The organism is Isoptericola sp. BMS4, from assembly GCF_011634835.1.
GTDB lineage: Bacteria > Actinomycetota > Actinomycetes > Actinomycetales > Cellulomonadaceae > Isoptericola.
The window spans coordinates 4,181,204-4,207,772 of sequence record NZ_SIRP01000001.1; the positions used below are offsets into that span (position 1 = coordinate 4,181,204).

The 26,569-nt window shown below is 75.1% G+C and carries 25 protein-coding genes; 10 read left to right on the plus strand and 15 right to left on the minus strand.

Features of this window, described 5'->3' with window-relative positions; all coding sequences use genetic code 11:
- Positions 1 to 17 precede the first annotated feature (17 nt).
- From EYB28_RS18840 to EYB28_RS18860, 5 genes are all read left to right on the plus strand, one after another.
- A complete protein-coding gene (locus tag EYB28_RS18840) occupies positions 18 to 1,181 on the plus strand; it encodes a serine hydrolase (protein ID WP_166851142.1) in 1,164 nt (387 codons plus the stop codon).
- Between the two features lie 82 nt (positions 1,182 to 1,263).
- Positions 1,264 to 2,151 carry a 3-keto-5-aminohexanoate cleavage protein gene (locus EYB28_RS18845; RefSeq protein ID WP_166851144.1) on the plus strand — a complete coding sequence of 296 codons (888 nt, stop codon included), beginning with the start codon at positions 1,264 to 1,266 and terminating at the stop codon, positions 2,149 to 2,151.
- Entirely contained in the window at positions 2,148 to 3,092 is a 945-nt protein-coding gene (locus EYB28_RS18850; RefSeq protein WP_166851146.1) for a 3-hydroxyacyl-CoA dehydrogenase NAD-binding domain-containing protein, read from the plus strand. The genes EYB28_RS18845 and EYB28_RS18850 overlap by 4 nt, the downstream gene beginning before the upstream one ends.
- The gene (locus tag EYB28_RS18855; RefSeq protein ID WP_166851149.1) at positions 3,089 to 3,550 is read left to right on the plus strand and encodes a thioesterase family protein; all 462 of its coding nucleotides are present in this window, start codon (positions 3,089 to 3,091) and stop codon (positions 3,548 to 3,550) included. The genes EYB28_RS18850 and EYB28_RS18855 overlap by 4 nt, the downstream gene beginning before the upstream one ends.
- Before the next feature lie 130 nt (positions 3,551 to 3,680).
- On the plus strand, positions 3,681 to 5,240 hold the full coding sequence (locus tag EYB28_RS18860; RefSeq protein ID WP_166851151.1) for an NAD(P)/FAD-dependent oxidoreductase: 1,560 nt from the start codon (positions 3,681 to 3,683) through the stop codon (positions 5,238 to 5,240).
- Positions 5,241 to 5,260: 20 nt separating this feature from the next.
- Here EYB28_RS18860 and EYB28_RS18865 read toward each other — a convergent pair whose 3' ends face one another.
- From EYB28_RS18865 to EYB28_RS18885, 5 genes are all read right to left on the minus strand, one after another.
- Positions 5,261 to 6,229, minus strand: coding sequence for a transglutaminase-like domain-containing protein (locus EYB28_RS18865; RefSeq protein WP_166851154.1), 969 nt, complete (start codon positions 6,227 to 6,229; stop codon positions 5,261 to 5,263).
- A 95-nt stretch (positions 6,230 to 6,324) separates the two neighbouring features.
- Entirely contained in the window at positions 6,325 to 7,227 is a 903-nt protein-coding gene (locus EYB28_RS18870; protein ID WP_166851156.1) for a DUF4097 family beta strand repeat-containing protein, read from the minus strand.
- The gene (locus EYB28_RS18875) at positions 7,224 to 7,886 is read right to left on the minus strand and encodes a response regulator transcription factor (protein WP_166851158.1); all 663 of its coding nucleotides are present in this window, start codon (positions 7,884 to 7,886) and stop codon (positions 7,224 to 7,226) included. The genes EYB28_RS18870 and EYB28_RS18875 overlap by 4 nt, the downstream gene beginning before the upstream one ends.
- Entirely contained in the window at positions 7,874 to 9,256 is a 1,383-nt protein-coding gene (locus tag EYB28_RS18880; RefSeq protein ID WP_240930657.1) for a sensor histidine kinase, read from the minus strand. The genes EYB28_RS18875 and EYB28_RS18880 overlap by 13 nt, the downstream gene beginning before the upstream one ends.
- 96 nt (positions 9,257 to 9,352) lie before the next feature.
- Entirely contained in the window at positions 9,353 to 9,790 is a 438-nt protein-coding gene (locus EYB28_RS18885) for a nucleoside deaminase (RefSeq protein ID WP_240930770.1), read from the minus strand.
- A gap of 243 nt (positions 9,791 to 10,033) precedes the next feature.
- Here EYB28_RS18885 and upp point away from each other — a divergent pair, with 243 nt between their 5' ends.
- The gene (gene upp / locus EYB28_RS18890; protein WP_166851163.1) at positions 10,034 to 10,669 is read left to right on the plus strand and encodes a uracil phosphoribosyltransferase; all 636 of its coding nucleotides are present in this window, start codon (positions 10,034 to 10,036) and stop codon (positions 10,667 to 10,669) included.
- 53 nt (positions 10,670 to 10,722) lie between these two features.
- Here the strand turns inward: upp and EYB28_RS18895 are convergent, their stop codons facing one another.
- Positions 10,723 to 14,511, minus strand: a complete 3,789-nt coding sequence (locus EYB28_RS18895) for a sigma-70 family RNA polymerase sigma factor (protein ID WP_166851165.1) — start codon at positions 14,509 to 14,511, stop codon at positions 10,723 to 10,725.
- 224 nt (positions 14,512 to 14,735) lie between these two features.
- On the opposite strand from EYB28_RS18895, the gene EYB28_RS18900 reads away from it, so the two are divergent.
- Positions 14,736 to 15,497, plus strand: a complete 762-nt coding sequence (locus tag EYB28_RS18900) for a hypothetical protein (protein ID WP_166851167.1) — start codon at positions 14,736 to 14,738, stop codon at positions 15,495 to 15,497.
- 31 nt (positions 15,498 to 15,528) lie between these two features.
- On the opposite strand, the gene EYB28_RS18905 is transcribed toward EYB28_RS18900, so the two are convergent.
- The 6 genes from EYB28_RS18905 to EYB28_RS20560 all read right to left on the minus strand — a co-directional run bounded on the left by EYB28_RS18905 (position 15,529) and on the right by EYB28_RS20560 (position 21,394).
- On the minus strand, positions 15,529 to 15,837 hold the full coding sequence (locus EYB28_RS18905) for a DUF1540 domain-containing protein (protein ID WP_166851169.1): 309 nt from the start codon (positions 15,835 to 15,837) through the stop codon (positions 15,529 to 15,531).
- A 153-nt stretch (positions 15,838 to 15,990) separates the two neighbouring features.
- Positions 15,991 to 16,452 (minus strand): heat shock protein transcriptional repressor HspR, encoded by a 462-nt coding sequence (locus EYB28_RS18910; RefSeq protein WP_166851171.1) that lies wholly within the window; start codon positions 16,450 to 16,452, stop codon positions 15,991 to 15,993.
- Between the two features lie 74 nt (positions 16,453 to 16,526).
- Complete coding sequence (locus EYB28_RS18915; protein ID WP_166851173.1) at positions 16,527 to 17,525, minus strand: DnaJ C-terminal domain-containing protein; 999 nt, start codon at positions 17,523 to 17,525, stop codon at positions 16,527 to 16,529.
- A gap of 151 nt (positions 17,526 to 17,676) precedes the next feature.
- Complete coding sequence (gene grpE / locus EYB28_RS18920; RefSeq protein WP_166851175.1) at positions 17,677 to 18,306, minus strand: nucleotide exchange factor GrpE; 630 nt, start codon at positions 18,304 to 18,306, stop codon at positions 17,677 to 17,679.
- The gene (gene dnaK / locus EYB28_RS18925) at positions 18,303 to 20,180 is read right to left on the minus strand and encodes a molecular chaperone DnaK (RefSeq protein WP_166851176.1); all 1,878 of its coding nucleotides are present in this window, start codon (positions 20,178 to 20,180) and stop codon (positions 18,303 to 18,305) included. The genes grpE and dnaK overlap by 4 nt, the downstream gene beginning before the upstream one ends.
- A gap of 284 nt (positions 20,181 to 20,464) precedes the next feature.
- Entirely contained in the window at positions 20,465 to 21,394 is a 930-nt protein-coding gene (locus EYB28_RS20560) for a cold-shock protein (protein WP_166851178.1), read from the minus strand.
- A gap of 200 nt (positions 21,395 to 21,594) precedes the next feature.
- Here EYB28_RS20560 and EYB28_RS18935 point away from each other — a divergent pair, with 200 nt between their 5' ends.
- Genes EYB28_RS18935 through EYB28_RS18945 form a run of 3 tightly spaced genes read left to right on the plus strand, consistent with a single transcriptional unit; the run spans position 21,595 to position 23,505 of the window.
- The gene (locus EYB28_RS18935) at positions 21,595 to 21,978 is read left to right on the plus strand and encodes a GntR family transcriptional regulator (protein WP_166851180.1); all 384 of its coding nucleotides are present in this window, start codon (positions 21,595 to 21,597) and stop codon (positions 21,976 to 21,978) included.
- Entirely contained in the window at positions 21,944 to 22,693 is a 750-nt protein-coding gene (locus tag EYB28_RS18940) for an ABC transporter ATP-binding protein (RefSeq protein ID WP_240930658.1), read from the plus strand. Before EYB28_RS18935 ends, EYB28_RS18940 begins: the two co-directional genes overlap by 35 nt.
- Positions 22,690 to 23,505, plus strand: a complete 816-nt coding sequence (locus EYB28_RS18945) for a hypothetical protein (protein WP_166851183.1) — start codon at positions 22,690 to 22,692, stop codon at positions 23,503 to 23,505. The genes EYB28_RS18940 and EYB28_RS18945 overlap by 4 nt, the downstream gene beginning before the upstream one ends.
- A gap of 29 nt (positions 23,506 to 23,534) precedes the next feature.
- Here EYB28_RS18945 and EYB28_RS18950 read toward each other — a convergent pair whose 3' ends face one another.
- The 3 genes from EYB28_RS18950 to EYB28_RS18960 all read right to left on the minus strand — a co-directional run bounded on the left by EYB28_RS18950 (position 23,535) and on the right by EYB28_RS18960 (position 26,474).
- Complete coding sequence (locus tag EYB28_RS18950) at positions 23,535 to 24,095, minus strand: hypothetical protein (protein WP_166851185.1); 561 nt, start codon at positions 24,093 to 24,095, stop codon at positions 23,535 to 23,537.
- Positions 24,096 to 24,125: 30 nt separating this feature from the next.
- The gene (locus tag EYB28_RS18955) at positions 24,126 to 25,439 is read right to left on the minus strand and encodes an MFS transporter (protein WP_205710964.1); all 1,314 of its coding nucleotides are present in this window, start codon (positions 25,437 to 25,439) and stop codon (positions 24,126 to 24,128) included.
- A 144-nt stretch (positions 25,440 to 25,583) separates the two neighbouring features.
- Positions 25,584 to 26,474: an SDR family oxidoreductase gene (locus tag EYB28_RS18960; RefSeq protein WP_166851187.1), complete on the minus strand. Its 891-nt coding sequence runs from the start codon at positions 26,472 to 26,474 to the stop codon at positions 25,584 to 25,586.
- Positions 26,475 to 26,569: the final 95 nt, after the last annotated feature.

Here is a 26,569-nt window from a genome sequence, read left to right on the forward strand (position 1 = left end):
CCGATCGAGAGGTACCCATGCCGGAACTCACGGACCAGCGGCCCGCCGTCGACACGACGACCGTCGACGCGATGCGGTTCATCGACCCGGACGTCCCGCACGACGGCGCCCCCGCGATGCCGCACGTGCGCGTCCCCGCCACGCGCCCGGGCGACCTGCCCGCGGCGCCCCGGGACCTGCCGGTGGAGGTGGCCGGTGCCGGGCACCTGGCCGACCTCGACCGCTGGCGCGCCGAGACCTACGCCACCAGCCTGCTGGTGCTCGACCGCGGCGAGGTCGTGCACGAGTGGTACGCCGACGGCCTCGGCCCGGACACCCGGTTCCTGGGCGCGTCGATGACCAAGTCGCTCCTGGCCACCCTGACGGGGATCGCCGTCACGGACGGCGACCTGCGCCTGACCGACCGGGTGACCGACCACGTGCCCGAGCTCGCCGGCTCCGGCTACGACGCGTGCACGGTCACGGACGTCATCACGATGACGACGGGGCTGGACTGGGTCGAGGACCACCGCGACCCCGACGGCGCCGCCAGCCGCTTGGTGCGCGCCTTCCGCACCGGCGGCAGCACCCGCACCCAGCTCGCCGAGACCCGGGCCAAGCACCGTCCGGGTACCCAGTGGGAGTACTGCACCGCCGACTCCCAGGTGCTCGACTGGGTCCGCGAGCGTGCCACCGGGGCCGGTTTCACCGACGCCCTGGCCCGCCTGTGGGCGGACCTCGGCTGCGCCACGGACGCCGTCGTCGGCATAGACGGCGACGGCGTGCCGATGGCCGGTGGCGGCGTCGCCGCCACCACGCGCGACTGGGCCCGCGTGGGCCTGCTCGCACTCGACGGGCGCGTGGGCGCCACGCCCGACGGCGCCCGCCTGCTGTCGCCCGCGTGGGTCGACGGCGCGGGCGTGCCCCCGTACCCGTTCCTCGCCCCCGGGCGGCTGCCCAGCGCCTACACCACCCACGCCGGGTACGCCTGGCACTGGTGGCCGCTGGACACCGCCGGCCGGCTCCTCGTCGCCGACGGCAGCCACGGCCAGTTCACCCTGGTCGACCGCGACCGCGACGTCGTCGTGGTCAAGACGTCGCTGTGGCCGTACGCCGACGCCTGGTCCGACCGGCACTACCGCGACCTCAGCTACCTGGGGCTGCAGGCGATCGCCGACGCGGTCGCCGCCACCCGCCCGTGAGGCGGACCGGCCCGGCCAGTCCGACAGCAGTGTCGACTGCAGCGCCGACTGCACCCCCCGAAGACTTCCGAGAGGAACCTCCGTGAACCGCAACACCATCATCACGTGCGCGCTCACCGGCGCCGGCGACACCGTCGGCCGCTCCGAGCACGTGCCCGTCACTCCCGAGCAGATCGCCCAGGCAGGCATCGACGCCGCGCGCGCCGGGGCCGCCATCGTGCACATCCACGTGCGCGACCCGCGGACCGGCGCCCCGTCGCGCGAGACCGAGCTGTACCGCGAGGCCGTGGAGCTGATCCGCGCCAGCGACGTCGACGTCGTCATCAACACGACGGCCGGCATGGGCGGCGACCTCTACCTCGACCCGAAGGAGCCGACGACGATCCTGCCGGAGACCGACCTCGTGAACGGCGTGGAGCGGCTCAAGCACGTCGGCGTGGTCGACCCGGACATCTGCACGCTCGACTGCGGCAGCCTGAACTTCGGCGAGGGCAGCCTGGTCTACGTCAGCACCCCCGACATCCTGCGCGACGGCGCGAGGCGCATCCAGGAGCTCGGCACCCGCGTCGAGATGGAGATCTTCGACACCGGCCAGCTCGTCTTCGCCAAGAAGCTCGTCGCCGAGGGGCTGATCGACGCCCCCGCCATGTTCCAGCTGTGCATGGACGTCCCCTACGGCATGCCCGCCGACCCGCGGCTGCTGGCCACGATGGTCGACCAGCTGCCCGAGGGCGCCGTCTGGTCGTCGTTCGCGCTCGGCCGCATGCAGCTGCCCTGGGTGGCGCAGGCCGTGCTCCTGGGCGGGCACGTGCGCGTCGGCCTGGAGGACAACCTGTACCTGCGCAAGGGCGTGAAGGCCACCAACGCGCAGCTCGTCACGCAGGCGCGCACCATCATCGAGGCGATGGGGTCGCAGGTGGCCACGCCCGACGACGCCCGCGAGATCCTCGCCCTGGGAGGCCGCAAGTGAGCGCCCGCGTCGCCCCGGACCAGGTCTGCACCGTCACCTGCGTCGGCGCCGGCGTCATCGGCGGCGGCTGGGCCGCGTACTTCCTCGCCCAGGGGTACCGGGTGCGTGCCTGGGACCCGGCGCCCGACGCCGAGGCCAAGCTGCGCCACCTGATCGACGCCGCGTGGCCCGCGCTGACCGAGCTCGGCCTGGCCGACGGCGCGTCGCGGGAGAACCTCACCGTGTGCGCGACGCTCGCCGAGGCCGTCGACGGCACCGACTTCGTGCAGGAGAGCGCCCCGGAGGACCTCGCGCTCAAGCGCAAGCTCCTCGCCGACATCGACGCCGCGGCCGCCGACCACGTCGTGATCTCGTCGTCCACGTCCGGATACCCGATGACGGACATGGCCACGGCGTCCGCGACCCCCGTCCGGCTCGTCGTCGGGCACCCGTTCAACCCGCCCTACCTGATCCCGCTGGTCGAGGTGGTCGGCGGCGAGCTGACCGACCCGGAGGTCGTGCAGTGGACGGCGGACTTCTTCCGGGCCGCCGGCAAGTCCGTCATCCACATGGAGCGGGAGGTGCCGGGCTTCATCGCCAACCGGCTGCAGGAGGCCCTGTGGCGCGAGGCGCTGCACATGGTCGAGGCAGGCGAGGCCACCGTCGAGCAGATCGACCTGTCCATCACCGACGGGCCCGGGCTGCGCTGGCCGTTCCAGGGGCCGATGCTCACCTTCCACCTGGCCGGCGGCCAGGGCGGGATGGCGCACATGCTCGACCACTTCGGTCCGTCGCTGCTGTCGCCGTGGACGCGGCTCGAGGCGCCGGAGCTCACCCCGGAGCTGCGGGACGCCGTCGTCGCCGGTACCGACGACGAGGCCGGCGAGCGGTCGGTGGACGACCTGGTCGCCGAGCGCGACCGCCGCGTCGTCGAGCTGCTGCGCGCCAAGGGGCGGCCGTGACCGCCGACGGCGGGCAGGCCGCGCTCCCGCCCTGGCGCGAGCCGGTCCGCGACGAGTGGATCGACTACAACGGCCACCTCAGCGAGGCCTACTACGTGCTGGTCTTCGGGCACGCCACCGACGCGGTCATGGACCACGTCGGGCTGGGGCCCGAGTACCGCGCCGCCCACGACGCGTCGCTGTACACGGTGGAGGCGCACGTGCGGTACCTCGACGAGGTGTCCGCGGGCGCCGAGCTGGAGGTCCGCTCGTCCGTGGTGGGCGCCACCGGCAAGGCGCTGCACCTGTGGCACGAGCTGTGGACCGGCGGCCGGCTCCGCGCCACCGAGGAGATCCTCGGGCTGCACGTCGCCGGCGGCCGGTCGGCACCGTTCCCGGGCGACGTCGCCGAGCGCGTCGCGGCCGTGACGGTCGAGCCCGGCCCGCACGTCGGGCGGGCGATCGCGCTGCGCCGTTGACCGGTCGGGCTCGCTGACGTACCGCTGACCTGCGCCGACCCCCACCGTGACGCTGTGAACGCGCCCCGGTCCGTGGTTGGATCGACCTGACGCCGGCCACCACGGCCGGGGCGCTCACGGGGGAGGCACGGTGGAGGACGCGGTCGTCGTCGGGTCCGGGCCCAACGGGCTCGCCGCCGCGGTCACGCTCGCCCGCGCGGGGCTGGGCGTGACGGTGCTCGAGGCGCAGGAGACGGTCGGGGGCGGCGCGCGCACCCTCGACCTCGGGCTCGGGGACGGCGTCGTGCACGACGTCTGCTCCGCCGTCCATCCCATGGCCTGGGCGTCGCCCTTCTTCCGGGCGTTCGACCTGCCCGCGCACGGGGTCGAGCTGCGCACGCCCGAGGTCTCCTACGCCCAGCCGTTGCCCGGCGGTCGGGCCGCCGTCGCCTACCGCGACCTGGAGCGCACCGCCGCCGGTCTCGGGCAGGACGGCGACGCCTGGCGGTCGCTGCTCGGCGCGGCGGCCGACCGCTGGGAGGCCGTCGTCGCGGTCGGGATGGGCGACAAGCGGTCGCTGCCGCCCGGGATCCTCGACCGGCCCGACCCGCTGCCCCGCGCCGCCGCCGCCGCGCGCTTCGGCGCCGCCGTCCTGGAGCAGGGCACGCCCCTGTGGAACGCGCGGTTCTCCGGCGAGGAGGCGCCCGCGCTGCTCACCGGCGTCGCCGCACACACCATCACCCCCATGCCGTCGCTCGCCGCCGCGGGCACCGCGCTGCTGCTCGGCACCCTCGCGCACGCGACCCCGGTCCCCGCGAGGTCGAGGCGAGAGCCCGAGGTCGAAGTCCCGGACCTCGATCTCGCACCCTCGCCTCGACCTCGCGCCTTCGACGGCGGCTGGCCCCTGCCGCGCGGCGGCTCCGGCGCCATCGTCGCGGCCCTGCGCGCCGACCTGGAGGCCCACGGCGGCACCGTCGTCACCGGGCACCGGGTCGGCTCCCGCCGCGACCTGCCCGCCGCGCGCGCCGTCCTGTTCGACACCACGCCCACCACCCTGCTCGACGTCGTCGGGGCGACCGTGCCGCCGACGCTGCGTCGCGAGCTGGCACGGTTCCGGCACGGGAACGCCGCCGCCAAGGTCGACTTCGTGCTGTCCGGTCCCGTGCCGTGGGCCGGGCCGGAAGTCGGCCGTGCGGGCACCGTGCACGTGGGCGGCACGCGCGCCGACATGGCCGCCGCGGAGGCCGCCGTCGCCACCGGCCGCCACGCCGAGCGCCCGATGTGCCTGGTCAGCGACCCGTCCGTCGTCGACCCGGACCGCGAGCGCGGCGGCCTGCGCCCCCTGTGGGCGTACGCGCACGTGCCGGCGGGCTCGGACGTGGACGTCACGGAGGCGGTCACCGCGCAGATCGAGCGCTTCGCCCCGGGCTTCCGCGACGTGGTCGCCGCCGTCCGCTGCACGCCGGCGACCGGCATGGCGGCGCACAACGAGAACTACGTCGGCGGCGACATCTCCGCCGGCGCCGCGACGATGTGGCAGATGATCGCCCGCCCCACCCTGCGGGCGAACCCGTACCGCGTCGGCTCGGGCGGGGTGTACCTGTGCTCGGCGTCCACCCCGCCCGGGCCGGGCGTGCACGGGATGGGCGGGTGGCACGCCGCCCGCCGCGCCCTGCGCGAGGTGTTCGGCGTCCGCGTCGCCTCCCTCTGAGGTCTCGTTCGGGAGGGCGGTCAGTCCCAGAGGGTCGTGCGGGCGCGCAGGTCGGTGACGCCGAGCCCGGCCAGCGGCGAGAGGGTGAGCACACGCCCGCGCGGCCCGAGCCCGCCTGCGTAGCGCGCCGCGAGCGTCGACTCGGCCTCCGTGTCCCCGGCGTCCGCGGCGACGAGCAGCGCCGCGAGCGCGTCCGTGAGGGAGTCCCAGGTGTCGTCGTCGAGGCGCACCAGCGGGATGTGGCCCGGCGGCGACTGCGCCAGCAGCCTCGCGACACCCGGAAGGTCGGGAGCGGCACCCCACACGTCCCAGAGCAGCACCTCCTCGCGCATCCGGTGCGCCAGCTCCAGGAAGACGTACGCGCGCACGAACGGGGTGCCGCACAGCTCCGGCACCCGCCGGTCGGCGCCGTAGGACGCCGGGTCCACGTCGCCGGCGCGGATCGCCCGCCACACCTCGGCCGCCGTCGGGAAGGGCGAGCCCGGACCGGTGGGCATGTCGTGCACGTCGAAGCCATGGTCGTCGTCCGGCAACATCTCGGGGTCCCACCGCACCCAGCGCTCGCCGTCCCAGTGCTCCACCACCACGTGGTCGTGGAAGAACCCGGGCTCCAGGTAGCCGGCGAACCCGACCCGCGAGCGCGCCGGGAACCCGTGGGCGCGCAGCGTGGCCACCGACAGCAGCGTGTGGTCGCGGCAGCAGCCCGCCACCTGGCGCTCACGCGGCCGCGGGGCGTGCAGCGGCCCGGGCTGCCGCGCCACGGCGGCGTCGAGGATCCGGTCGACCCACCGGCGGTCGATGTCAGCGCGCTGCTCGTCCGTCAGCACGGGGTTGCCCGCGCGGTAGTGCACGACGGCGGCGCACACCGTCGCGCCGAGGGCGGCCGGCGTCGGGTCGAGGGACGCCAGGAGGCCGGCGTGCTCCCCCGGGTCGCTGTACACGGACTGCCGGGCGTAGTCGTCGAGCGTCGGTGCGGCGGCGTCGGGCATCGGGGATCTCCGTGTCGTCCGTGGGCGGCGTCGGGCCGGGTCGCGACGCCGGGGAACATCCCACCACGGGGCGCCGACGTACGCCGGGCCGTGCGTCAGGGCGCCAGGTACGCCACGTCGCCGTTCGTGCTGCGGACCACGACGCTGCGGGGCGCCGCCGGGTCGGTGGCCCCCTCGACGGTCCGGGTGCCGTTCGTGGTCTCGATCGTCAGACGCACGGCCTCACCGTCGCCGATGACCGTCGCGTCACCGTTGGTGGAGCGTGCCTCGACGTCGTCGACGGCGTCCACGACCTCCACGTCGCCGTTGCTGGTCCGTGCCGACACCGTGCCCCCCGCCTCGGACACCTCCACGTCGCCGTTGCTGGAGTCGGCGACCACGTCCCCGCCCACCGAGTCCGCCTCGACGTCACCGTTCGCGGACGTGAGCTCGGCGTCGCCGCTGACGTCACGGACCTCGACCCGGCCGTTGCTCGACCCGGCCAGCACGTCGCCGTCGGTGCGAGCGGTCAGGACGTCGCCGTTCGCCGACCGCACATCGACGTCGGCGGCCGGCCCGGTCGCCTCGACGTCGCCGCTCGCGGACCGGACGAAGACCTCCGTGCCCGGCGGGACCACGGCGTGCAGCTCGCCCCGGCACGTCCAGTCGAACCAGAGCCAGCCGGGGCACCGGTGAGTCAGCACGAGCGTGTCCCCGGACTCGTCGGCCGAGAACGTGGGGCCGGTGATCCCGGCCCGCCGCACGACGGCCACCGACACGGACGTCGCGTCGGGGTCGGCGCGCACCGTGACGTCCGAGTCGGCGCGCAGCTCGACACCACGCGCCGCCGCATACGTCTCGTGCGTGGTGGTGGTCGTGGCCAGCGCCCGGTCCACCAGCGCGAACGCGGCCCAAGCCACGACCACCACCACGAGGGCGACACCGACGAACAGCAGGACGCGTCCGGTCACCGACCGGTGCGGGGCAGACGGGGGCGGCGGGGGCGTCCAGTCGGTCATGAGCGGTCTCCGTTCTGCTCCATCCACCGCAGCACGGCGAGGACACGGCGATGGTCGTCGGGCGCCGGCGGCAGGCCGAGCTTGTCCAGGATGCTGGTGACGTGCTTCTCGACGGCGGGCAGCCCGACGACGAGACGTTCCGCGATGCCGGAGTTGGATCGCCCCTCGGCCATGAGCTCGAGCACCTCGCGCTCGCGCCGGGTCAGGCGGTCGAGGTCGGTGCTGCGGGTCCGCGCGATGATCTGTGTCACCACCTCCGGATCGACCACGGTGCCACCGCGCGCCACCCGGTCGGCGGCGGTGAGGAACATGTCGACGTCGGCCACCCGGTCCTTGAGCACGTAGCCGAGCGCGCGGGCGCCGGCGGCGAAGAGCTCCGAGGCGTAGCGCTGCTCCACGTACTGCGACAGCACGAGGACCGGCAGGCGCGGGTGGAGGCTGCGCAGGTGCACGGCGGCCCGCAGCCCCTCGTCGGTGTGCGACGGCGGCATCCGCACGTCGGTGACCAGCAGGTCGGGCAGCGCTGCGTCGGGCGCCGTCAGCGCGCGCACCGTGGCGTCCGCGGTCCGGTGGCCCTCGACGACGTGCCCCTCGGCGGTGAGCAGCCGGGTCAGGCCGTCCAGGAGGAGGACGGAGTCCTCCGCGATCACGATGCGCACGGCACCTCCACGGTGAGGCGGGTCCCCCCGCCGGTCGGGCTGTCCAGGTCGAAGGTGCCGTCGAGAGCGCCGACCCGGCCGCGCAGCCCGGCGAGGCCGCTGCCGGGCGCCGCCGCGGCGCCGCCACGTCCGTCGTCGGCCACCACGACCCGCAGGCGGGGCGGCGCGCCGTCGGCGGCGGGCACGACGGCGGCCGTGACGTGCACACGCGCGGCGTCGGCGTGCTTCGCGACGTTGGTCAGCGCCTCGGCCACGACGAAGTAGGCGGCGGCCTGCGCGGGCGGGCCCGCGGTCGCGAGGTCGCCGGCGGTGTCGACCCGGACCGGGACGGGGCTGCGGGCCGCGAGCGCCGAGAGCGCGGCGTCGAGACCGCGGTCCGTGAGCACGGCCGGGTGGATGCCCCGCACGAGGTCACGCAGCTCCGCCAGCGTCGCCTTGACCTCGTCGTGGGCGTGCCCGAGCGCCGCGACGGCCGCGGCCGGGTCCCGGTCCGCGGCCCGCCGGGCAACTCCGAGATCGACGCCGAGCGCGACGAGGCGCTGCTGGGCGCCGTCGTGCAGGTCGCGCTCGATACGCCGCCGCTCGGCGTCGGCGGCCTCGAGCGCGGCGGCGCGGGTCTGGGCGAGCACGGCGGCGCGCTCCTGGGCGCCGTGCGCGGTGGCCTCGGCCACGCGGGCGGCGCGCTCGGCGGCCCTCGCCCGGACGCCCGCCTCGGCGGCGGCGGAGGGGCCGAGGAGCGACACGGCGAGCCGGACCGTCAGGTACGAGCCGTACTGCGCGACCACGGCAGCGGCCCACCCGAGGACGACCGCGGCACCCAGGGCGCCGGCGACGGTCAGGGACCACGGCGCGCCGAGCGACGCGGCCAGGTCGGTGCCCCGCCCGTACAGGGGGAACCCGGCGGCGGCGAGGGCGACTCCGGCGAGCACGACCACCGTCCAGCAGGCCAGGGAGACGAGCACCGTCGCGACGAACGCGTAGGCCGTCGCCGCCCAGGCCCGGGTGTCGCGCAGGACGGCCCACATCGCCGGCCACCAGCCGGGCCGCTCGGCAACGGGCGGCTGCGGCGCGCGCACCGCGACGCCGGTCGTCACCGCCAGGCGGGCCCGCTCCGTGGCGGCGAACCCGCGCGCGAGCAGCAGGCTCAGCGCCAGGAGCGGCAGGCCGGCACCGAGCACCGGGACCAGCGCGAGCGACACCGCCACGCACACCCACACCGCGAGCCCGAACGTCAGCAGCCACACCGCACCGACGGCGAGCTGCGCGACGCCGCGCCAGGTCGCGCCGTCCACGGGGGCACGCAGGAAGCCCATTGAGCCCGTGAGCGCCGGGGCCACGGGCGCCTCCGTCGGGGCGGCGGTCGTCGTCACGCCCCCGACCCTAGGCGCGGCACCCGGCGGGCGGCAGGAGGTCCTCCCACGGCGGATGGTCGGGTTTCCCCTACCCTCCCGGGCGGGGGTCCGCGCTCAGCCGGTGCGGTGCGTGGCGAAGAACTCGCGCAGCACGGTGCCGCACTCGTCCTCACGGACGCCGCCGACGACCTCGACGGCGTGGATCGCCCGCTGGTCGCGCACCATGTCCCACACCGACCCCGTGGCCCCGGCCTTGGGGTCCCAGGCGCCGAGGACGAGGCGGCGCACCCGCGCGGCCACGAGGGCACCCGCGCACATCACGCACGGCTCCAGGGTGACGACGAGGGTGCAGCCCTCGAGGCGCCACTCGCCCCGCGTCGCCGCGGCCTGGCGCAGCGCGAGGATCTCCGCGTGCGCCGTCGGGTCGCCCGTCTCCTCGCGCCGGTTGCGGCCGAGCCCGAGGAGCCGCCCGTCCTCGTCGACGACCAGCGCGCCGACGGGGACGTCGTCGCTGGCCAGGGCGTGCGTCGCCTCGTGCAGCGCCAGGCCCATGAGCGCGTCCCAGACGGCGCGCCTGCCGCTGATCGTGCCAGGCGGGAACGCGCCGCCGGCCCACGGGAGCGCGAGCCCGCGCGCGTCGTCCACCATTCCCCCACCATCTCAGAGTTGTCAGACCTTGGGCGGTATATGCCCCGCGCTGAGCCTGACAAGTCACGGGCGGGCGAGAGTTGTCAGACCGTGCGCGGGTGATACGACGCGCGCGGCCTGACAGGTCGCGGACGGTACCGTGGGGCCATGCACCTGCACGTCGCCGACCACCCGCTGGTGGCCCACAAGCTCACCGTCCTGCGAGACGAGACCACCCCGTCGGCGACGTTCCGCCTCCTGGTCGACGAGCTCGTCACCCTGCTCGCGTACGAGGCCACCCGGCACGTGCGCACCGAGCCGAAGCAGATCCGCACCCCCGTCACCACGACGACCGGCGCGCACCTGGCCGACCCGAGCCCCATCGTCATCCCGATCCTGCGTGCCGGCCTCGGCATGCTCGACGGCATGACGCGGCTGCTGCCGACGGCGGAGGTCGGGTTCCTGGGCCTGCAGCGCGACGAGACCACGTTCGAGGCCGTGACGTACGCCAACCGGCTGCCCGACGACCTCACCGGTCGGCAGGTCTTCCTGCTGGACCCGATGCTGGCGACGGGCGGCACGCTCGTCGCCGCGATCGACTACGTGCTGGAGCGGGGCGCGCGGGACGTGACCGCCGTCTGCGTGCTCGCCGCGCCGGAGGGCCTGAAGGTGGTCGAGGAGGCCGTCGGCGACCGGGTCGACGTGCAGGTCGTGGTGGCCTCGGTGGACGAGCGGCTGGACGAGAACAAGTACATCGTCCCGGGGCTCGGCGACGCCGGCGACCGGCTGTACGGCGTGGTCTGAGAGGCCCGCCCGGGAACGGGCACGACCGGCTCCCGGCCCCGGCGGCGGGCCGCTCATCGTCGGCCGCCGATCGCCTCCCACACGGTCCGTACCAGCCCGCCGACGCCGCGCTCGGCGTGCTTCGCGTCGGCGTCCTGCCGACCGGTGGACCGCGAGGCGGCCTCGCCCTGCTCGTGGGCGTCACGCTCGCCGGCCGCGCCGTCACCGGCCGGGGCCGACGGCTCGCCACGACCCGGCGTCGGCGGCTCCTTCTGGTCCTTCTGCCCCTCGCCGCCCTGCGAGACGTCGTCGTCGGGCTTCTGGCGCGACGGCCCGTCGTCGCCGGCGCCTCCCGCCGCCTCGCCGCCGGCGTCCTGCTGCTCGTCGACGGCGTCCTGCTGCTCCTCGACGCAGGAGACCCCGTCGTAGGTGAACGCGCGGACGACGACGAACCGCTCCCCTTCGAGGGTGCGGCCGAGCCACAGCAGCACGGCGCCGCCGTCGGTGGGCGCGCCGTTCTTCGCCCGCCGTAGCTCGGCCGACTCGCCCGGCGCGACGCGGGCCCGGGTGCGGGCCGACGGCACCTCCTCGGCCCCGCGACGGATCGCGGCCGTCCACCTGACGTCGCCGTCGTTGCGGACCGTCACGCTCGTGAGCGCGTCGGTGCCGGAGCACACGGCAGCGGCCTGGACGTGCACGGACCCCTCCGGCCAGGACACCGTCGCGCAGCTGTCGAACGACGGCACCGTCACCGTCCCGAGCGGACGCCCGTCGGCCGTCACGTCCACGCCCGTCGTCCCCCAGGGGACGCGAACCTCGAGCGCGCCGGTCTCGCCGGCCGGCACGAGCACGTCGCCGCGCACGCCCTCGTCGTCCACCGCGAACCGCACGGGCAGGTCCGACGCCGTGTTGTCCACCGGGATGCTCATGGCGCGCGACGACACCTCCGCGGCGTCGTCGAAGCGGCACTCGCCCGCGGGGCGGGCGTCGCCGGCCAGGGCGGGCGCGAGCGTCGTCGCGGCATACCCGACGCGGGGCGCCACAGCGGGCGTCGACGCCGACGCCGGGGCGTCGCCGTCGGCGTCGACGACCCACCGGGAGAGTGCCAGCACCGCGTCACCGGCCGGGAGGCTCCGCTCCCCCGTCGCGGCGGTGAGCGTGACCGTCTGCCCCGCCCCGACACGGACGGGGGCGACGTCCGCGCCGGCGGCCGACAGCCCGACCTGCATCGCCTCGCCGGTGTCGTTGGTGACCGTGGCGCGCACCTGCAGCCGGCCGTCGACGTTCACGACGTCGGCCGACGCCGAGACGTCCCAGGCCGGCGCGTAGCAGTCCGCGGAACCGTGCGAGCCGGCGGGCACCGTGGTGCGGTACGTAGCACCGGCCACGGTCGTGCTGACGGTCCAGGTCGCGCTGCCGGCGGGCACGCGCAGGCCGTCGGGGACCTCGACGACGACGGACCCGCCGGGCGACACGGTCCGCTCGGCCGTCCCGCTCGCGCCCGCCGCGTCGAGCCGCACCGTGACCGGGCGGGTGGAGGTGTTGAGATAGGAGCCGACGACGGCGGCCCGCGCGACGCCGACACCGCCACGCTCGGTGCACACGGCGGACAGCGACCCGGCCCCGGCCGCGGCGACCGCCCACGCCTCGGCGACGTCGACCGGGACGGCGCCACCGACCGTGTGCGACGTCGCGGACGACTCGGGGCTCACGGCGAGGGGGTAGACCCCGCTCTCGGACGTCCCGTCGGCGACGACACGCACCTGCGCGGTGCGGGTCTCGCCGGGGGCGAGCGCCGGCGCGCCCTCCACGGGCGCGCAGCGCCACACGGAGCCCGGCCCGCCGCCCGCCGTCCCGCCCTCGACGCCGGTGCAGGTGAGGTCCCCCTGGGCGTCGACGGCGCGGAGCCCCGCCGGCACCTCCACCCGGACCGACCACGGTGCGGACGCCGTCAGGTCGCCGGTGTTGCGCACGGCGACCGGGACCCAGGCGTCGCCAGGGTTGGTGAGCGCCACGGGCGCGCCCGACGTCCCGGCGCCGCCGACGGTGAGCTCGGCGCCGTAGTGGCGCACGGTGGTGGGCGCCAGGTCCACGGCGCGGCGGGCGACCCCCGAGGCCCAGAGCTCGGCGCCGAGGGCGTAGCTCCCGCCGTCGCGGGCCGTCACGGCGACGTACCGGGTGCGGGTCTCGCCCGGCTCGAGGTCGCCGACGCGGCAGCGGACGCGGCGCTCCTCCTCGGTGGCGGGGACGCAGGTGGCGGCCCCGGCGTCCGCCGGGGCGAGCGCGAGCGTGCCGCCGTCCCCGCCCGACGGCGGGGCGGGCACGAGCTCCATGCCTTCGGGAAGCGCCACCTCGAGCATGGCGTCCTCGGCTCGTGCCTCGCCCGTGTTGGTCACGGTCACCGCCACGTCCTGGGTGACGCGGGGCTCGAGCGGGGCCGGCGCGACCGCGGCCTCGAGCGTCGCCGACGGGACCAGGTCCACCGGGGGCACGCCGCCGAGCAGGTTGGTCGGGGCGAACGGGTCCGCCTCGACGCCGTCCGGCTCCGCGCCGTCCGGCTTGTCGGCCGGCCCGTCGGCAGGCGGGGGCTCGTCCTCCGGGGCGGCCGAGATGCCCGTGCCGGTCAACGGCTCCTCCCACGGCGCGCCGGGCACGCTGACGGCGGCGGGCTGGACGGGCGGCTCGGGCGGCGGGTCGTCCAGGGCGGTGAGCGCGGTCATGACCCCGGCGGTCGCGACCATGACGGCGCCCGCCGTGGCCGCCACGCTCGTGCCGGTGACCGCCGCGGTGCCGGTCGCCACCGCGACGGCCGTGCCCGCCGTCGTCCCCGCCGCCGAGCCCGCCGCCGAGCCCGCGGCGACGGTCGCGGCGCCTGCTCCCGCCGACGCGCCCGCGGAGGTGCCGACCGCGGCGGCCGAGCCGGCGGCACCCGCGCCGGTGGCGCCCGCCCCCGCGCTCACGGCGCCCGCCGCCGAGCCGACGCCGGCGGTCACCCCGGCGCCTCCCGCGGCCGCGCCGCCCGCTCCGACGAGACCGCCCGCGAGGACGCCGCCCAGGGGCAGCGCGCCGAGCGCCGTCATCCCGACCGTGCCGAGCACCAGGGGCGCGATGACCGCCCGCATGCCGCGGGCGACGTCGCCGAGCTCGAGGACGATCTCGCGGCAGCCGCCGCAGGTCTCCAGGTGCGCGTCGACCTTGGCCGTCTCCCGACGCGAGAGACCGCCGCGCACGTACGACCCGAGCAGGGGGTTCACCGCACGGCAGCCCTGTGACGGCTCGGCCTGCAGGTGCTCCTGCAGGTAGCCGACGCGCAGCCCCTCGCGGGCGCGGTAGGCGAGCGCCGCGACGCCGTTGGGGGTCAGGCCGAGCACGGGGGCGATCTGCGCGGGGGTGCAGCCCTCGACCTCCGTGTACCAGAGCACGGCCTGCCACCGCTCCGGCAGGGCCTCGTACGCCTGGCGCACCACCGAGCGCTCGAAACCGGCCATCGCCGCCCGCTCGCTGGCCAGCGCGGCACCGAGGCCCGCGTCCAGGGTGGACTCGTCGTCCGTCGGGCGGGTGCGGCGCCGGCCCTGCACGACGTCGACGGCGAGGCGGCGCACCACGGTGAACAGGTAGGCGCGGAAGGTCGTGTCCGGGCCCCCGCCGTGCTGCAGCACCTGGAGCACCCGCTGGAACGCCTCGGCGACGACGTCGTCGACGTCGGCGGACGACCGGACGTAGCTGCGAGCCACGGACCGCGCCGCCGCGGCGTGCCGGGCGTAGAGCGCTCCGTAGGCGTCGGAGTCCCCGTCGCGCACATCGAGGATCAGCTCCGCGTCGCTCCGGGCCGAGTCCTCCGGCCTCGCGAAGATCTCCGTCACGGCCACCGACCCCGCTCGTCCCGCTGCGCCGTCGTCTGCGCAGACCCCCGCTACTGTACGCCGCGGGCCGAGGACCGTCATGGGTGAATTCCTGTGCGCGAGACGGCCGGAATCACGCCGGAGCGGCGCGCTCGCACCGCCGTCCGGCCGTGCCACGGTCCGAGATCACCCGGGACGTCCGGCCGTCATGCGTCATGATGGACGGTCATGGGGGTGAGCCCAGAATGAGCCCGGTCACGACGCAGGTCCCCGACGAGGCCGCCGACGTGCGCGCCGCCTGGCGTGCCACGACGATGGCCGAGGTGTGGCTCCGCCCCGGGGACTGGGACCACGCCGCCGTCGACGCCGTCGTGGAGGCCGTCGTGGAGGGCCGCCCCAGCGAGGTGGCGATCGGGCGGCTCGGTTTCGCGCGCGGCCAGGCGGGCGTGGGGCTCGAGGAGACCCTCGACGACGTGGCCTGCGGCTTCCGTGCCGCGGCGGTGGAGCTCTCGCCCGAGGCCGTCCGCGCCGCGGCCGTCGGCTGGGCGAAGGGTCAGGAGGCCGGCGGCGCCGTCTCCGGGGTGCGCGACGCCGTGCGGGACGCGACCACGGGCCTGCCGACCGCCGACTACGTCGGGGAGCGGCTCCGGGAGACGTACGGTGCGGGGATCGCGGAGGCGTACTGCCTGGTGGTGATCGACGTCGGCGTGGACGGGCTGGGCCTGTGGGAGCGCACGGCCCGCGCGGCGGCGGTCGGGCAGGCGCTCGAGCACACGTTCGGCGAGGGGCACCCCGCGGCGGCGCTGTCCGCCGGGGTGTACGTGGTGCTGTGCGAACGTCGCACGGTGACGCCCGAGATCACGCGGGCGACCCGCAGGATCGTGGAGCGCCAGGGCGACATCCTGGGGCTCGCCGACACGCTGCGGCGCCCGACCCGGGTGTGGGTCGAGCGCCTTCCCGCGTCGCACGCCGCCGCGGTCGAGCTGCTGCGCACCCTGGGCCGCTGACCTCCGCGTCACCGGCCGGGGGCACGAGAGGTCAGCGCGGGGCGAACGTCAGGCAGTCGGCGTGCGCTTCGTCGTCCGGGCCGGCGCCGACGCGGATCGCCGCCGCCCCGCACTCCAGGTCGTGGTTGTGGACGCACTCGCCGCGCTGGCACGCGCCCACGTGGGCCACGACCTTCTCCAGGCCGCCCTTGGCGCTGAGCGGGATGAAGGTGGCGCAGGCGGCGTCGCCGGAGTGGCCGGCGATGGTGACGGCGCCCGCGTGGCAGCCGTGGTCGTGGTTGTAGCCGCAGCCGTCGACCGAGCACTCGGCGACCTCGGGCAGCTCCATCAGGGTGCTCATGCCTACTCCCCTCGTCCGGCCGGCGGACGCCGGCCGCCTTCTCCGAGCGTATTCCTCACCGCACGAAGAAGAAAGGGGAAGGGGAATTCCATGCCGCAAGGAAAGCCTTACCGAAGCCATTCCCGAAATAGGAAAGAATAGCGTTCCTGAAATTCATCGGTCGCGGCGCGGCGACGGCCGCCACAGCACCAGGGCGCCCGGCGCTGGGTGGTGCTGGTCGACCTCGACCCGCAGCTCGGAACGGCGCACGCGGCGGCCGCGCGGGACCGCCACGACGTCACCGGTGGTCGCCGCGGCGAACACGCGCTCGTCCGCCTGCTCCCGCTCGGTGAGGATCGTCAGCAGCTCGGCGAGGCGGTGCTCCAGCACCGTGACGTGCTGCTCCAGGTCCATGATCCGCTTGATCCCGGCCAGGTTGATGCCCTCGCCCTGTGCGAGGCGCTGGACCTCCAGGAGCCGCGCGACGTCCCGCCGGGAGTACCGGCGGCCGCGGCCGACCGTCCGGCGCGGCGTGACCAGGCCGAGACGGTCGTACTGCCGCAGAGTCTGCGGGTGCATGCCGGCGAGCTGGGCGGCCTGGGAGACCGTCAGCACCGGTGCGTCGTCGGTGGTCACGCTTCCTCCTCTCGCCCGGGCGGCTCGTGCGGCCAGTGTGCCCGACGGGCCGGTCAGTGTCCGTCAGTGTCCGGTCACTGCGCCGCGCGCCGGGACAGGTCCGCGCGCACGTCCTCGTGGTCGCCCTCGGCGGCGAACGCCTCGAGCGCCTCCTTCGCCTTCTTGCTCAGCTTCTGCGGCACCACGACCTGGATGGTCACGAGCAGGTCCCCGGTCCCCTTCTTGGCCGCCACGCCGCGGCCGCGCACGCGCAGCACACGGCCCGACGGGGTCCCCGCCGGGACCTTGACCCGGACGGTCCCCCCGTCGAGGGTCGGCACCTCCAGCGTGGTGCCCAGGGCGGCCTCGCTGAACGTCACCGGGACGGTCATGCGCAGGTCGGAGCCGTCCATCGCGTACACGGGGTGCGGCTCCACGCGGACGGTGACGACGAGGTCGCCCGCCGGGGCGCCGCCGCTGCCCGGGTACCCGCGCCCGCGGATCCGGATCTTCTGGCCGTCGTGCACGCCCGCCGGGATCCGGACGGTGAGCTTCCGCTTGTCGACCGTGAGCTCGACCGTGGAGCCCTCGACCGCGGCGCGGAACGGCAGGGACGCGCTCGCCGCGACGTCCTGCCCCTTGCTCGCGGGCGGCGTGCCGAAGCCCGCGGGCCGGCGGCCGGCGCCGCCCTGGGCCCCGAACATCTGGCTGAGGATGTCCTCGAAGCCCGCGGAGCCGTAGCCCTGCTGGCCGTAGCGGACGTTCGGGCCGCCACCGCCGCCGAACATGCCGCCGAACACGTCGTCGAAGCCGTTCGCCCCCGGGCCGCCGGGACCGGCCGAGAACCGGGCGCCGCCGCCCGCCATCGTGCGGACCGCGTCGTACTGCTGGCGCTGCTCCGTGTCGGAGAGCACGGCGTAGGCCTCGCCGATCTCCTTGAACTTGGCCTCCGCGGCCGCGTCACCCGGGTTCTGGTCCGGGTGGTACTGGCGCGCGAGCTTGCGGTACGCCTTCTTGATGGTCGCGTCGTCGGCGTCCTTGGAAACGCCGAGCGCGGCGTAGAAGTCCTTCTCGATCCAGTCCTGACCGGTCACGACGCCTCCCTTCCTTCTGCCATCTTGCCCTCTGTGCGCCGCGCGACGGCGACGGGCGAGGACGCTCGGTGGTGGGGCCGGGGTGCGTGCGCGAGAGCCGAGCGGGGAACGAGCGAATCATTCGAGCGCACGCACCCCGGCCCCACCACCGTCATTCCGGACCGACCACGCCGACGCGCGCCGCCCGCACGACCTTCTCGCCGATGCGGTACCCCGGCTCGACGACGAGGTTCACCGTGGTGGTGCTGGCCTCGGCGTCGGCGTTGTGCATGAGCGCCTCGTGCACGGTGGGGTCGAACTCCTCGCCGACGGCGCCGAACCGCTCGATGCCGAACTTCGCGAGGGTCGCGTCGACCTTCTCCGCGATGGCCGCCATCGGGCCGGCGAGCTCGCCGTGCTGCTTGGCCCGCTCGATGTCGTCGAGCACGGGCAGCAGCGCGACCAGCACGTCCTGGGTGCCCTGCGTGCGGGCGGCCTCCTGGTCGCGCAGCGAGCGGTTGCGGTAGTTCGTGAACGCCGCACGCTCACGCTGCAGCGCGTCCAGGTGCTCGGCGGCCTCGGCCTTCGCCTGGAGCACGTCGGCGCTCTCGGCGGCCTCACCGGTCGGCTCGAAGTCGAGGGCCTCCAGCGGGTCGCCCTCGGGCTGCTCGCCGGCGGCGTCCTCGGCCGGACGGGCCTCGCCCGTGGCCGGGTCGACCTTGCGCTTGTCCGTGAACTGGAACGGGGCGTCCCCCGAGCCCTCCTCGGGCTCGGGGGTCCCCTGCTGCGGAGAGTCCGTCACTTCTTGTCGTCCTCGTCGTCCACGATCTCGGCGTCCACGACGTCCTCGTCGGCCTTCGCGTCGGCCGAGCCCGCACCGGGCGCGTCGCCCGCCGGGGCCTCGCCGGCCTCGCCGGCCGCCTGCTCGGAGGCGTACAGCGCCTGGCCGATCTTCTGCGAGGAGGCGCCGAGCTTCTCGTACGCGCTCTTCACGGCGTCGGTGTCGTCACCCTCGAGCGCGGTCTTCACCGCGGCGACGTCCGCCTCGACCTCGGACACGACGTCGGCGGGGAGCTTGTCGCGGTTGTCCGCGATCTGCTTCTCCATGGAGTAGGCGAAGGCCTCCGCCTGGTTGCGGGTCTCGGCCTCCTCGCGGCGCTTCTTGTCCTCCTCCGCGTGCTCCTCGGCCTCCTTGACCATGCGGTCGATGTCCTCCTTGGGGAGGGCCGAGCCGCCGGTGATCTTCATCGACTGCTCCTTGCCCGTGCCGCGGTCCTTGGCGGACACGTGCACGATGCCGTTCGCGTCGATGTCGAAGGTGACCTCGATCTGCGGCATGCCGCGGGGGGCCGGGGCGATGCCGGTGAGCTCGAAGGTGCCCAGCGGCTTGTTGTCGCGGGTGAACTCGCGCTCGCCCTGGAAGACCTGGATCGCCACGGACGGCTGGTTGTCCTCCGCCGTGGAGAAGATCTCGCTGCGCTTGGTCGGGATGGCGGTGTTGCGCTCGATGAGCTTGGTCATCACGCCACCCTTGGTCTCGATGCCGAGGGAGAGCGGGGTGACGTCGATGAGCAGCACGTCCTTGCGCTCGCCGCCGATGACGCCGGCCTGCAGGGCCGCGCCGACGGCGACGACCTCGTCCGGGTTGACGCCCTTGTTCGCGTCCTTGCCGCCGGTGAGCTCCTTGACGACCTCGGACACGGCGGGCATGCGGGTGGAGCCGCCGACGAGGATGACGTGGTCGATGTCCGACACCGAGATGCCCGCGTCACGGATGACGGCGTGGAACGGCTCCTTGGTGCGGTCGATGAGGTCCTGCGTCATCTGCTGGAACTGCGCCCGCGTGAGCTTCTCGTCCAGGTGGATCGGACCGTTCTCGCTCATCGACAGGTACTGCATCGAGATGTTGGTGCTCGTCGCGGACGAGAGCTCCTTCTTGGCCTGCTCGGCCGCCTCGCGCAGGCGCTGCAGGGCGATCTTGTCCTTGGACAGGTCGACGCCCTCGTTGTTCTTCACCTGCTTGATGAGGTGCTCGACGATGCGGTTGTCCCAGTCGTCGCCGCCGAGGCGGTTGTCGCCGGACGTCGCGCGGACCTGGATGGTCGAGAAGTCGTCCTCGTCCTTGCCCACCTCGAGCAGGGAGACGTCGAACGTACCGCCGCCGAGGTCGAAGACGAGGATCAGCTCGTCCTCCTTGCCCTTCTCCAGCCCGTAGGCGAGGGCGGCCGCGGTGGGCTCGTTGACGATGCGGCTCACGTTGAGGCCGGCGATCTGGCCGGCGTCCTTCGTGGCCTGGCGCTCGGCGTCGTTGAAGTACGCCGGGACGGTGATGACCGCATCGGTGACGGGCTCGCCGAGGTACTCCTCGGCGTCACGCTTCAGCTTGCCCAGGATGCGGGCGCTGATCTCCTGCGCGCTGTAGTCCTTGTCGTCGATCTGCTGCGACCAGTCGGTGCCCATGTGGCGCTTGACCGAGCTGATGGTGCGGTCGACGTTCGTGACGGCCTGGCGCTTGGCCACCTCACCGACGAGCACCTCGCCCGTCTTGGAGAAGGCGACGACGGAGGGCGTGGTGCGCGAGCCCTCCGCATTCGCGATGACGGTGGGCTCGCCGCCCTCCAGGACGGCGACCACCGAGTTGGTGGTACCGAGGTCGATACCGACTGCTCGAGCCATGTGTGCTGCCTCCGTGTCAGGGAAGTCCCGGGTCGGGACGTCAGGTTGAGTCGTCTGCACTCAACCTAGGCCGCCGGGGTACGGGATGTCCAGCCGGCAAGGCGAAAGTTGAGTCTGCTCCACTCAACGTTGCCTCGGGCGCCCGTATTCCCGCTGGCCACCCGAGCTGTTCGCTCACAGCGAACAGGGTCGCTCGAGCCCGGTCGAGGTCCCGGACGACTGGCGGGCGAGCGACGGCGGAGACCGCGCCCTGGCTCCGACGGCGCCCGCCGCCACCCCGCCGCTCAGATCAGCTCGACGCCGTCGGCCTGCGGCCCCCGGTCGCTCTGGCGGACCTTGAACCGGACCCGGTCGCCCTCCTCCAGGACCTCGGAGCCCCGCACGACCGACACGTGCACGAACAGGTCCGCACCGCCGGCATCGGGCGTGATGAAGCCGAACCCGCGGTCCTCGTCGTAGCGCGCGACGGTGCCCTCGCCCCCGCGCACGGGCCCGCCGGAGCCCGGGGAACGGCCCGGCCGCCCGCGGTCCGCGCCCGCGCGGGCGTTCCCGGAGCCGCGCACGAGCCGCACGTGGCGAGCGTTCGGCCCGCGGTCGCCGTCGACGACGTCGTACGTCACGCGCGCACCCTCGACGAGCTCGGTCAGCCCTCCAGCCAGAGCCTTGACGTGGACGAAGACGTCCTCGCCGCCGCCGTCGGGAGCGATGAACCCGAAGCCCTTGACGTCGTCGAACCACGACACCGTGCCGTCCGCCCCGTCGGACGCGGGCCGCGCGGCCTGGTCCCCGAGCGGCAGCAGGTGGTCCGCCTGCGGGCCCTTCTCCCCCTCGACGACGAGGAACGCGACCCGCTGCCCCTCCGAGATCACACCGCCGGTGACGATGGCCGAGCTGTGCACGAAGACCTCGGCGCGGCCGTCGTCGGGCGTGACGAAGCCGTACCCCTTGGCCGGCTCGTACCAGTTGACGGTGCCGAGCACGCCCACGGGCTCGTCGGCGGCCCGGTCGCCCGTGACCCGGACGCGGCGCGCCTGCGGGCCACGGTCACCCTCGCCCACCTCGAACTCGACGGCCTGCCCCTCGCGGAGCTGCTTCGGCCCGTCGTCGCCGACGATCTCCGACGCGTGCACGAACAGGTCGTCGGCATCGTTCCCGAGGTCGATGAAGCCGAACCCTCGGTCGGCGTCGAACCATCGGACAGTTCCCTGGGGCACTGAGGACTCCTCGTCTCGGCAGATGTTGCTGCCTTCCAGTGTCCCCGACAGCGCCGCCGGCAGGCGCGTCCCACCGTGTGGGGCACGCCTCACGACCGCTCCGCGGGCGCGACACGGCACCGGCCCGGACCCTGCCTTGACCTCACGCTCACGACGTGTCACTGTATTAGCGGCTTAATACAGCGACACGGAGGGGTGGGATGGAGTTCGACACCGGCTCCCCAATCTGGGGCCAGCTCGTGGCGGAGTTCTCCCGGCGGATCGTCACCGGCGAGTGGCCCGCCGGCACGAAGATCTCCGGGGTCCGGGACCTGGCCGCCGAGCTCGGCGTCAACCCCAACACCGTGCAGCGCGCCCTGGCCGAGCTCGAACGACGGGAGCTGTGCCGTTCGGCACGGACCGCCGGCCGCTTCGTCACCGACGAGGAGGCGCGGATCGACACCCTGCGGGCCGAGCTCGCCCAGGAGGCGGCCGACGACTTCATCGACCGGGCACGCGGCCTCGGCATGGGCCCGGACCACGCGCAGCGACTCATCGAGGAGAGATGGCATGACCACCACGCCGACACCCCTGCAGGAGCGTGAACCGACGATGCCGGACCGACAGGCCCTGGTCAGCGTGCGCGACCTGACGGTGCGCTACGGGTCCCGCACCGCCCTCGACCACCTCGACCTCGACCTCCCGTCCGGGCAGATCGTCGGCCTGCTGGGCGAGAACGGGTGCGGCAAGTCCACCCTCCTCAAGACCCTCGCCGGTCTGTACGCCGACCACACCGGCGTCGTGCGGGTCGCGGGCCGCCCGCTCGGACCGGCGTCCAAGGCCGTGGTGTCCTACCTGCCGGACCGCAGCGCCCTGCCCGAGCGGGCCCGCGTGAGCTACTGCCTGGAACTGTTCGAGGACTTCTACGCCGACTTCGACCGCGCCAAGGCCACGGAGCTGCTCGCGTCCTTCGGGCTGGAGACGTCGCTGCGGCTCAAGGAGATGTCCAAGGGCATGCGCGAGAAGGTGCACATCTCGCTGGCCATGGCGCGCCGCGCACGGGTGTTCCTGCTCGACGAGCCGATCTCCGGCGTCGACCCGGCCGCCCGCGAGGGGATCCTCGACGGCATCCTGCGCACCCTCGACCCCGACTCGCTGCTCCTGGTCGCCACCCACCTGGTGCACGACCTCGAGACCGCGCTCGACTCCGTGGTGATGATGCGCCACGGGCGCGTGCTCCTCACCGGCGAGGTCGACGACCTGCGCGCCGAGCACGGGGCCAGCCTCGAGCAGATCTTCCGAAAGGTGTACGCGTCATGAGAACGGTGCTCAAGCACGAGATCATCCGCACCCGGGCGATGCTCGGCCTCGCCGTCGGGGTCGCGCTGCTGCTCGCGATCGCCGGCACCGCGCTCGCCGCGACCGGGTGGCCCGTCCTGGCCGAGCTCGGTCTCGTCCTTCTCCTCGGGGTGACGGTCGGCCTGCTCCCGGCCTGCCAGCTCCTCCTGGCCGTCGACTACTGGCGTTCCTGCTACGGGCGCACCGGCTACCTCATCCACACGCTGCCCCTGCCCGGCCCGACGCTCTACTGGGGCAAGATCGTCTGGGCGTGGCTCGTCTCGGTCGCCGCGACGCTGGTCGGTGTCGGGATCGCCGTGGCGGGCTCGGGCGTCCTGTCCCTGCGCGACGGGTCCGTCATGGGGTCGCCCGCGACCGTGCTCCGCGAGGCGTGGACCGCGCTGACCGACGTGACCTCCGCGTGGGGCGTGGCCGCGATCGCGGTGCTGGCCCTGGCGTACGTCCTCATGGCGCCCGCGCAGTACTACTTCGCCGGCTCCGTCGGCAGCCAGGCGCCGATGAACCGGCTCGGCGTCGGCGGCCCGGTGCTGGTCTGGCTCGGCCTGTACGTGGCGGTCCAGGTGCTCACGCTCGTGTCGTTCGTCGTCGTCCCACTCGGCGTCGGACTCACCGACGGCCGGCTCGCGCTGGTGCCGTTCCACCTGTTCGCCGACCTGTCGGCCGACTCCGCCGCCGTCATGCCGATCGGCTTCGTCCCCACCCTGCTGCTCGTGTCCGTGGCGTGCGTCGTGTGGACCGTGCGCTCCTGGAAGCGGCGCGTGTCGCTGGTCTGACCACCGAGGAACGACGAGGTCCAGCGCCGTCAGCGCGGGGACGGGCAGCGTTCCTCCCACGGCACGAGCGGCGCCGGTGGCTGCGGGTGGTCCGACGCGCGCAGCATGAGGTCCACCACCGCGACGCGCACGCGCGCCCACTCGGCCTCGTCGGTGGACCCGCCGAGCTCGAGGATGCGACGCAGGAGCAGGACGGCCCGTGCGGTGTCGACGGGCCGGGCGCCCTCCTGCGCCACGGCCCGCACCACCTGGGCGGCGAGGATCTCCCCGCGGGACCCGGCCGGGAGCCGGGTGGAGCTCGCGAGGCGCAGCGGCACCGGTGACGCCCGCAACGACCAGCGGGTGCCGGGCCCGGTGTGGATGACGACGGTCGCCGGGCCGCGCAGCAGCGACACGACCATCAGCGTCACCGCGAGGAGCACGACCGCACCCCCGACCACGCACGTGAGCCCGAGGACGGGCCGGTCGCCATCCCGCACGAGGATCAGGACGCCGATCGCCGTCGCCCACAGCGCGAGCCCGCCGGCCGCCACGAGGGCGAAGACCAGACCGGCCGGGGTCTCCCCGGGCCGGCGCCGACGAGTGCTCATACCCTGTCGTTGCCGGCGGCCCCCCGTTCGCTACGGCCGGAGCGGGTGAAACTCGGTGCCGGCCGGACCGGCGACGACGCGCTCCCCCCGGCCGGCACGGGTGTCCCGGACGTGGCGGGCGCCGCCCCAGGGCCGCCGGTGCCCGTGCCCGACGGCCACCCAGGCGACGCCGACGACGGCGGCCAGCACCTGTGCGGCGCCGGCCGCGGCGAGGACGGGGCCGGCGCCGAAGCGCCCGATGAGGCCGCCGCCGAGGAGCAGGCCGAGCGAGGCACCGACGCTGTGCAGGACCATCTCGACGGTGAACGCCAGGCGGCGCTCCGCGCCCGCGGTCCGCTCGCTGATGAGCGCGTTGAGGGCGGTGATGCCCAGCGGCATGGCGGCCCCGCCGAGGGCGGCCGCCGCGCCGATCAGGAGCAGGTCGGGCGCCACGAGGGGCAGGGCCACGAACGACAGGCCGACCACGACGCAGGACGTGGCGACGGTCGCGACGCGGGGCAGCCGGTCCACGACGGCCGGCACGACGAACGACACGGCGAGGGACGCCGCCCCGTACCCGCTCATCCCGGCCGCGACGAGCGCGCCCGGGCGGTCGAGCTCCGCGCCGAGGAGTGCCAGGCCGAGGCTGAACGCGAACCACGCCAGCCCGCCGACCCCGGTCAGGACGACGCCGACGGCGACGTCGGGGCGGGCGGCGAACAGCTGCCGCACGGTCGGCGGTGGTTCGTGCGCCGCCGGCGGGCCGCTCGCCGTACGCCCGACCTCGCCCACCGACGGCACGGTGAGCACCGCGGCCGCGCCGGCGAGCAGCGCCACGGCCTCGCACCACAGCAGCGGGCCCGCGCCCCACGTGGCGACGAGCCACGCGCCGAAGGGCGGCGCGAAGATCATCGACACCCGGCGGGCGAGGTCCTGCCAGGACAGCCACCGCGCGGCCGACGTCGTGGCGCCGTCCTCGACGGCGGCGTCGGCGAGGTCGGAGGTCAGGGCCCGCTGGGCCGGGCCGCCCAGCGCCCCGGCCGCGCCGGTGACGAGACCGGAGGCGCACAGGACGGCGGCCCCCACCCCGACCGTGCCGGCGGCCACGGGCACGACGACGAGCCCGGCCGCCTGGACGAGCAGCACGACCGCGAGGGCGCGGCCGCTGACGATCCGTTCGCGCAGGCGCCGCCCCCACCGGCCGACCGTGAGCAGCGGCAGCCCGGCGGCGCCGCCGACGAGACCGGTGGTCCAGGCGTCGCCGGTCTCCGCGAGCGCGACCAGCGGCAGGGCGACGGCCGTGAGTCGGGTGCCGATCCAGGTGACGAAGGTGGTGAGGGTGAGGACGACGAGAGACCCGGGCACGCGTCGCATCCTCCTCGTGAGCGCCGCCGATCGGAAGGGGTCCGGTCGGCGTGCCGACTCATCGGCGCAGCGCGTCGACCTGCGGCGACACGAGATCCGGCGACCGGCGCCGTGGCGCGGCCCGGTGCGGAGGCGGGCTGAGCCTCAGCCGGGGTAGGCGCCGGCGGCGATGTCCTCGAGGAGGGTGGGGCCGGTCGGCTCCCAGCCGAGGCGTTCGCGCGTCAGGGCGGACGACGCGCGGATGTCCATGCCCCAGAACGTCCCCAGCCAGCCGAAGTGCTCGGCGGCGTCGTCCGGGTCCACGGAGACGGTGGGGACGCCGACGGCGCGCCCGATCGCCTCGGCGATCTCGCGGGTCGCGATGCCCTCCTCGGCGACGGCGTGCACGGCCGTCCCACCCTCGGCCCGGTCGACGGCCAGGGCGACGGCGCGGCCGGCGTCGGACACGTGCACCGCGGGCCAGTGGTGCTGCCCGTCGCCGACGTAGCCGGACACGCCTCGCTCGCGGGCCGTGCGGGCGAGGACCGCGGTGAAGCCGTGGTCACCGGCGCCGTGCACCGTGGCGGAGAAGCGCAGGGCCACGCCCGCGACGCCGCGGCCGGCAGCGGCGAGGACGAGGCCGTCGGTACCGCCGCGGGGTGCGTCGGGCCCGGTGAACGCGGTGGGGTCGTCCTCCGTGAGGACGGCGCCGGGCCGCCCTGCCAGGCCCGACGCGAGCAGGAGCTTGCGTCCGCTGCCGGCCAGCTCGTCGAGGAACGTCTCGACGACGGCCCGCTCCGTGCGCCCGGCGCCGGCGTAGTCGGTGAAGTCGTGCTTGAACGCGAGATGGACGACGGCGTCGGCCTTCTCGGCGCCGGCACGGAGGCTCTCCAGGTCGTCGAGGCTACCGGCGTGCGCCCGGGCCCCGAGCGCCTCCACGGCGCGGGCGGAGGCGTCGGACCGTGCGAGGCCTGTGACCTCGTGACCGGCGGCGAGCAGTCCGGGCACGGTGGCGGAGCCGATCCAGCCGGAGGCCCCGGTGACGAAGACGCGCATGGTGTGTCTCTCCTTCCCGGCCGGTGGACGGCCGGTGATGTCAGTCGCTGTCGTCATCGACGGTACACCCGATGTCAGCAACTGTCATCGCTGGG

Excerpts from the sequence above, each read along its gene's own strand:
- EYB28_RS18840 (WP_166851142.1), top strand. The coding sequence starts at position 18 with ATGCCGGAACTCACGGACCAGCGGCCCGCCGTCGACACGACGACCGTC.
- EYB28_RS18865 (WP_166851154.1), bottom strand. The coding sequence starts at position 6,229 with ATGCCCGACGCCGCCGCACCGACGCTCGACGACTACGCCCGGCAGTCC.
- EYB28_RS18870 (WP_166851156.1), bottom strand. The coding sequence starts at position 7,227 with ATGACCGACTGGACGCCCCCGCCGCCCCCGTCTGCCCCGCACCGGTCG.
- EYB28_RS18885 (WP_240930770.1), bottom strand. The coding sequence starts at position 9,790 with ATGGGCCTGGCGCTGCACGAGGCGACGCACGCCCTGGCCAGCGACGAC.
- upp (WP_166851163.1), top strand. The coding sequence starts at position 10,034 with ATGCACCTGCACGTCGCCGACCACCCGCTGGTGGCCCACAAGCTCACC.
- EYB28_RS18900 (WP_166851167.1), top strand. The coding sequence starts at position 14,736 with ATGAGCCCGGTCACGACGCAGGTCCCCGACGAGGCCGCCGACGTGCGC.
- EYB28_RS18905 (WP_166851169.1), bottom strand. The coding sequence starts at position 15,837 with ATGAGCACCCTGATGGAGCTGCCCGAGGTCGCCGAGTGCTCGGTCGAC.
- dnaK (WP_166851176.1), bottom strand. The coding sequence starts at position 20,180 with ATGGCTCGAGCAGTCGGTATCGACCTCGGTACCACCAACTCGGTGGTC.
- EYB28_RS18935 (WP_166851180.1), top strand. The coding sequence starts at position 21,595 with ATGGAGTTCGACACCGGCTCCCCAATCTGGGGCCAGCTCGTGGCGGAG.
- EYB28_RS18940 (WP_240930658.1), top strand. The coding sequence starts at position 21,944 with ATGACCACCACGCCGACACCCCTGCAGGAGCGTGAACCGACGATGCCG.
- EYB28_RS18945 (WP_166851183.1), top strand. The coding sequence starts at position 22,690 with ATGAGAACGGTGCTCAAGCACGAGATCATCCGCACCCGGGCGATGCTC.
- EYB28_RS18950 (WP_166851185.1), bottom strand. The coding sequence starts at position 24,095 with ATGAGCACTCGTCGGCGCCGGCCCGGGGAGACCCCGGCCGGTCTGGTC.
- EYB28_RS18960 (WP_166851187.1), bottom strand. The coding sequence starts at position 26,474 with ATGCGCGTCTTCGTCACCGGGGCCTCCGGCTGGATCGGCTCCGCCACC.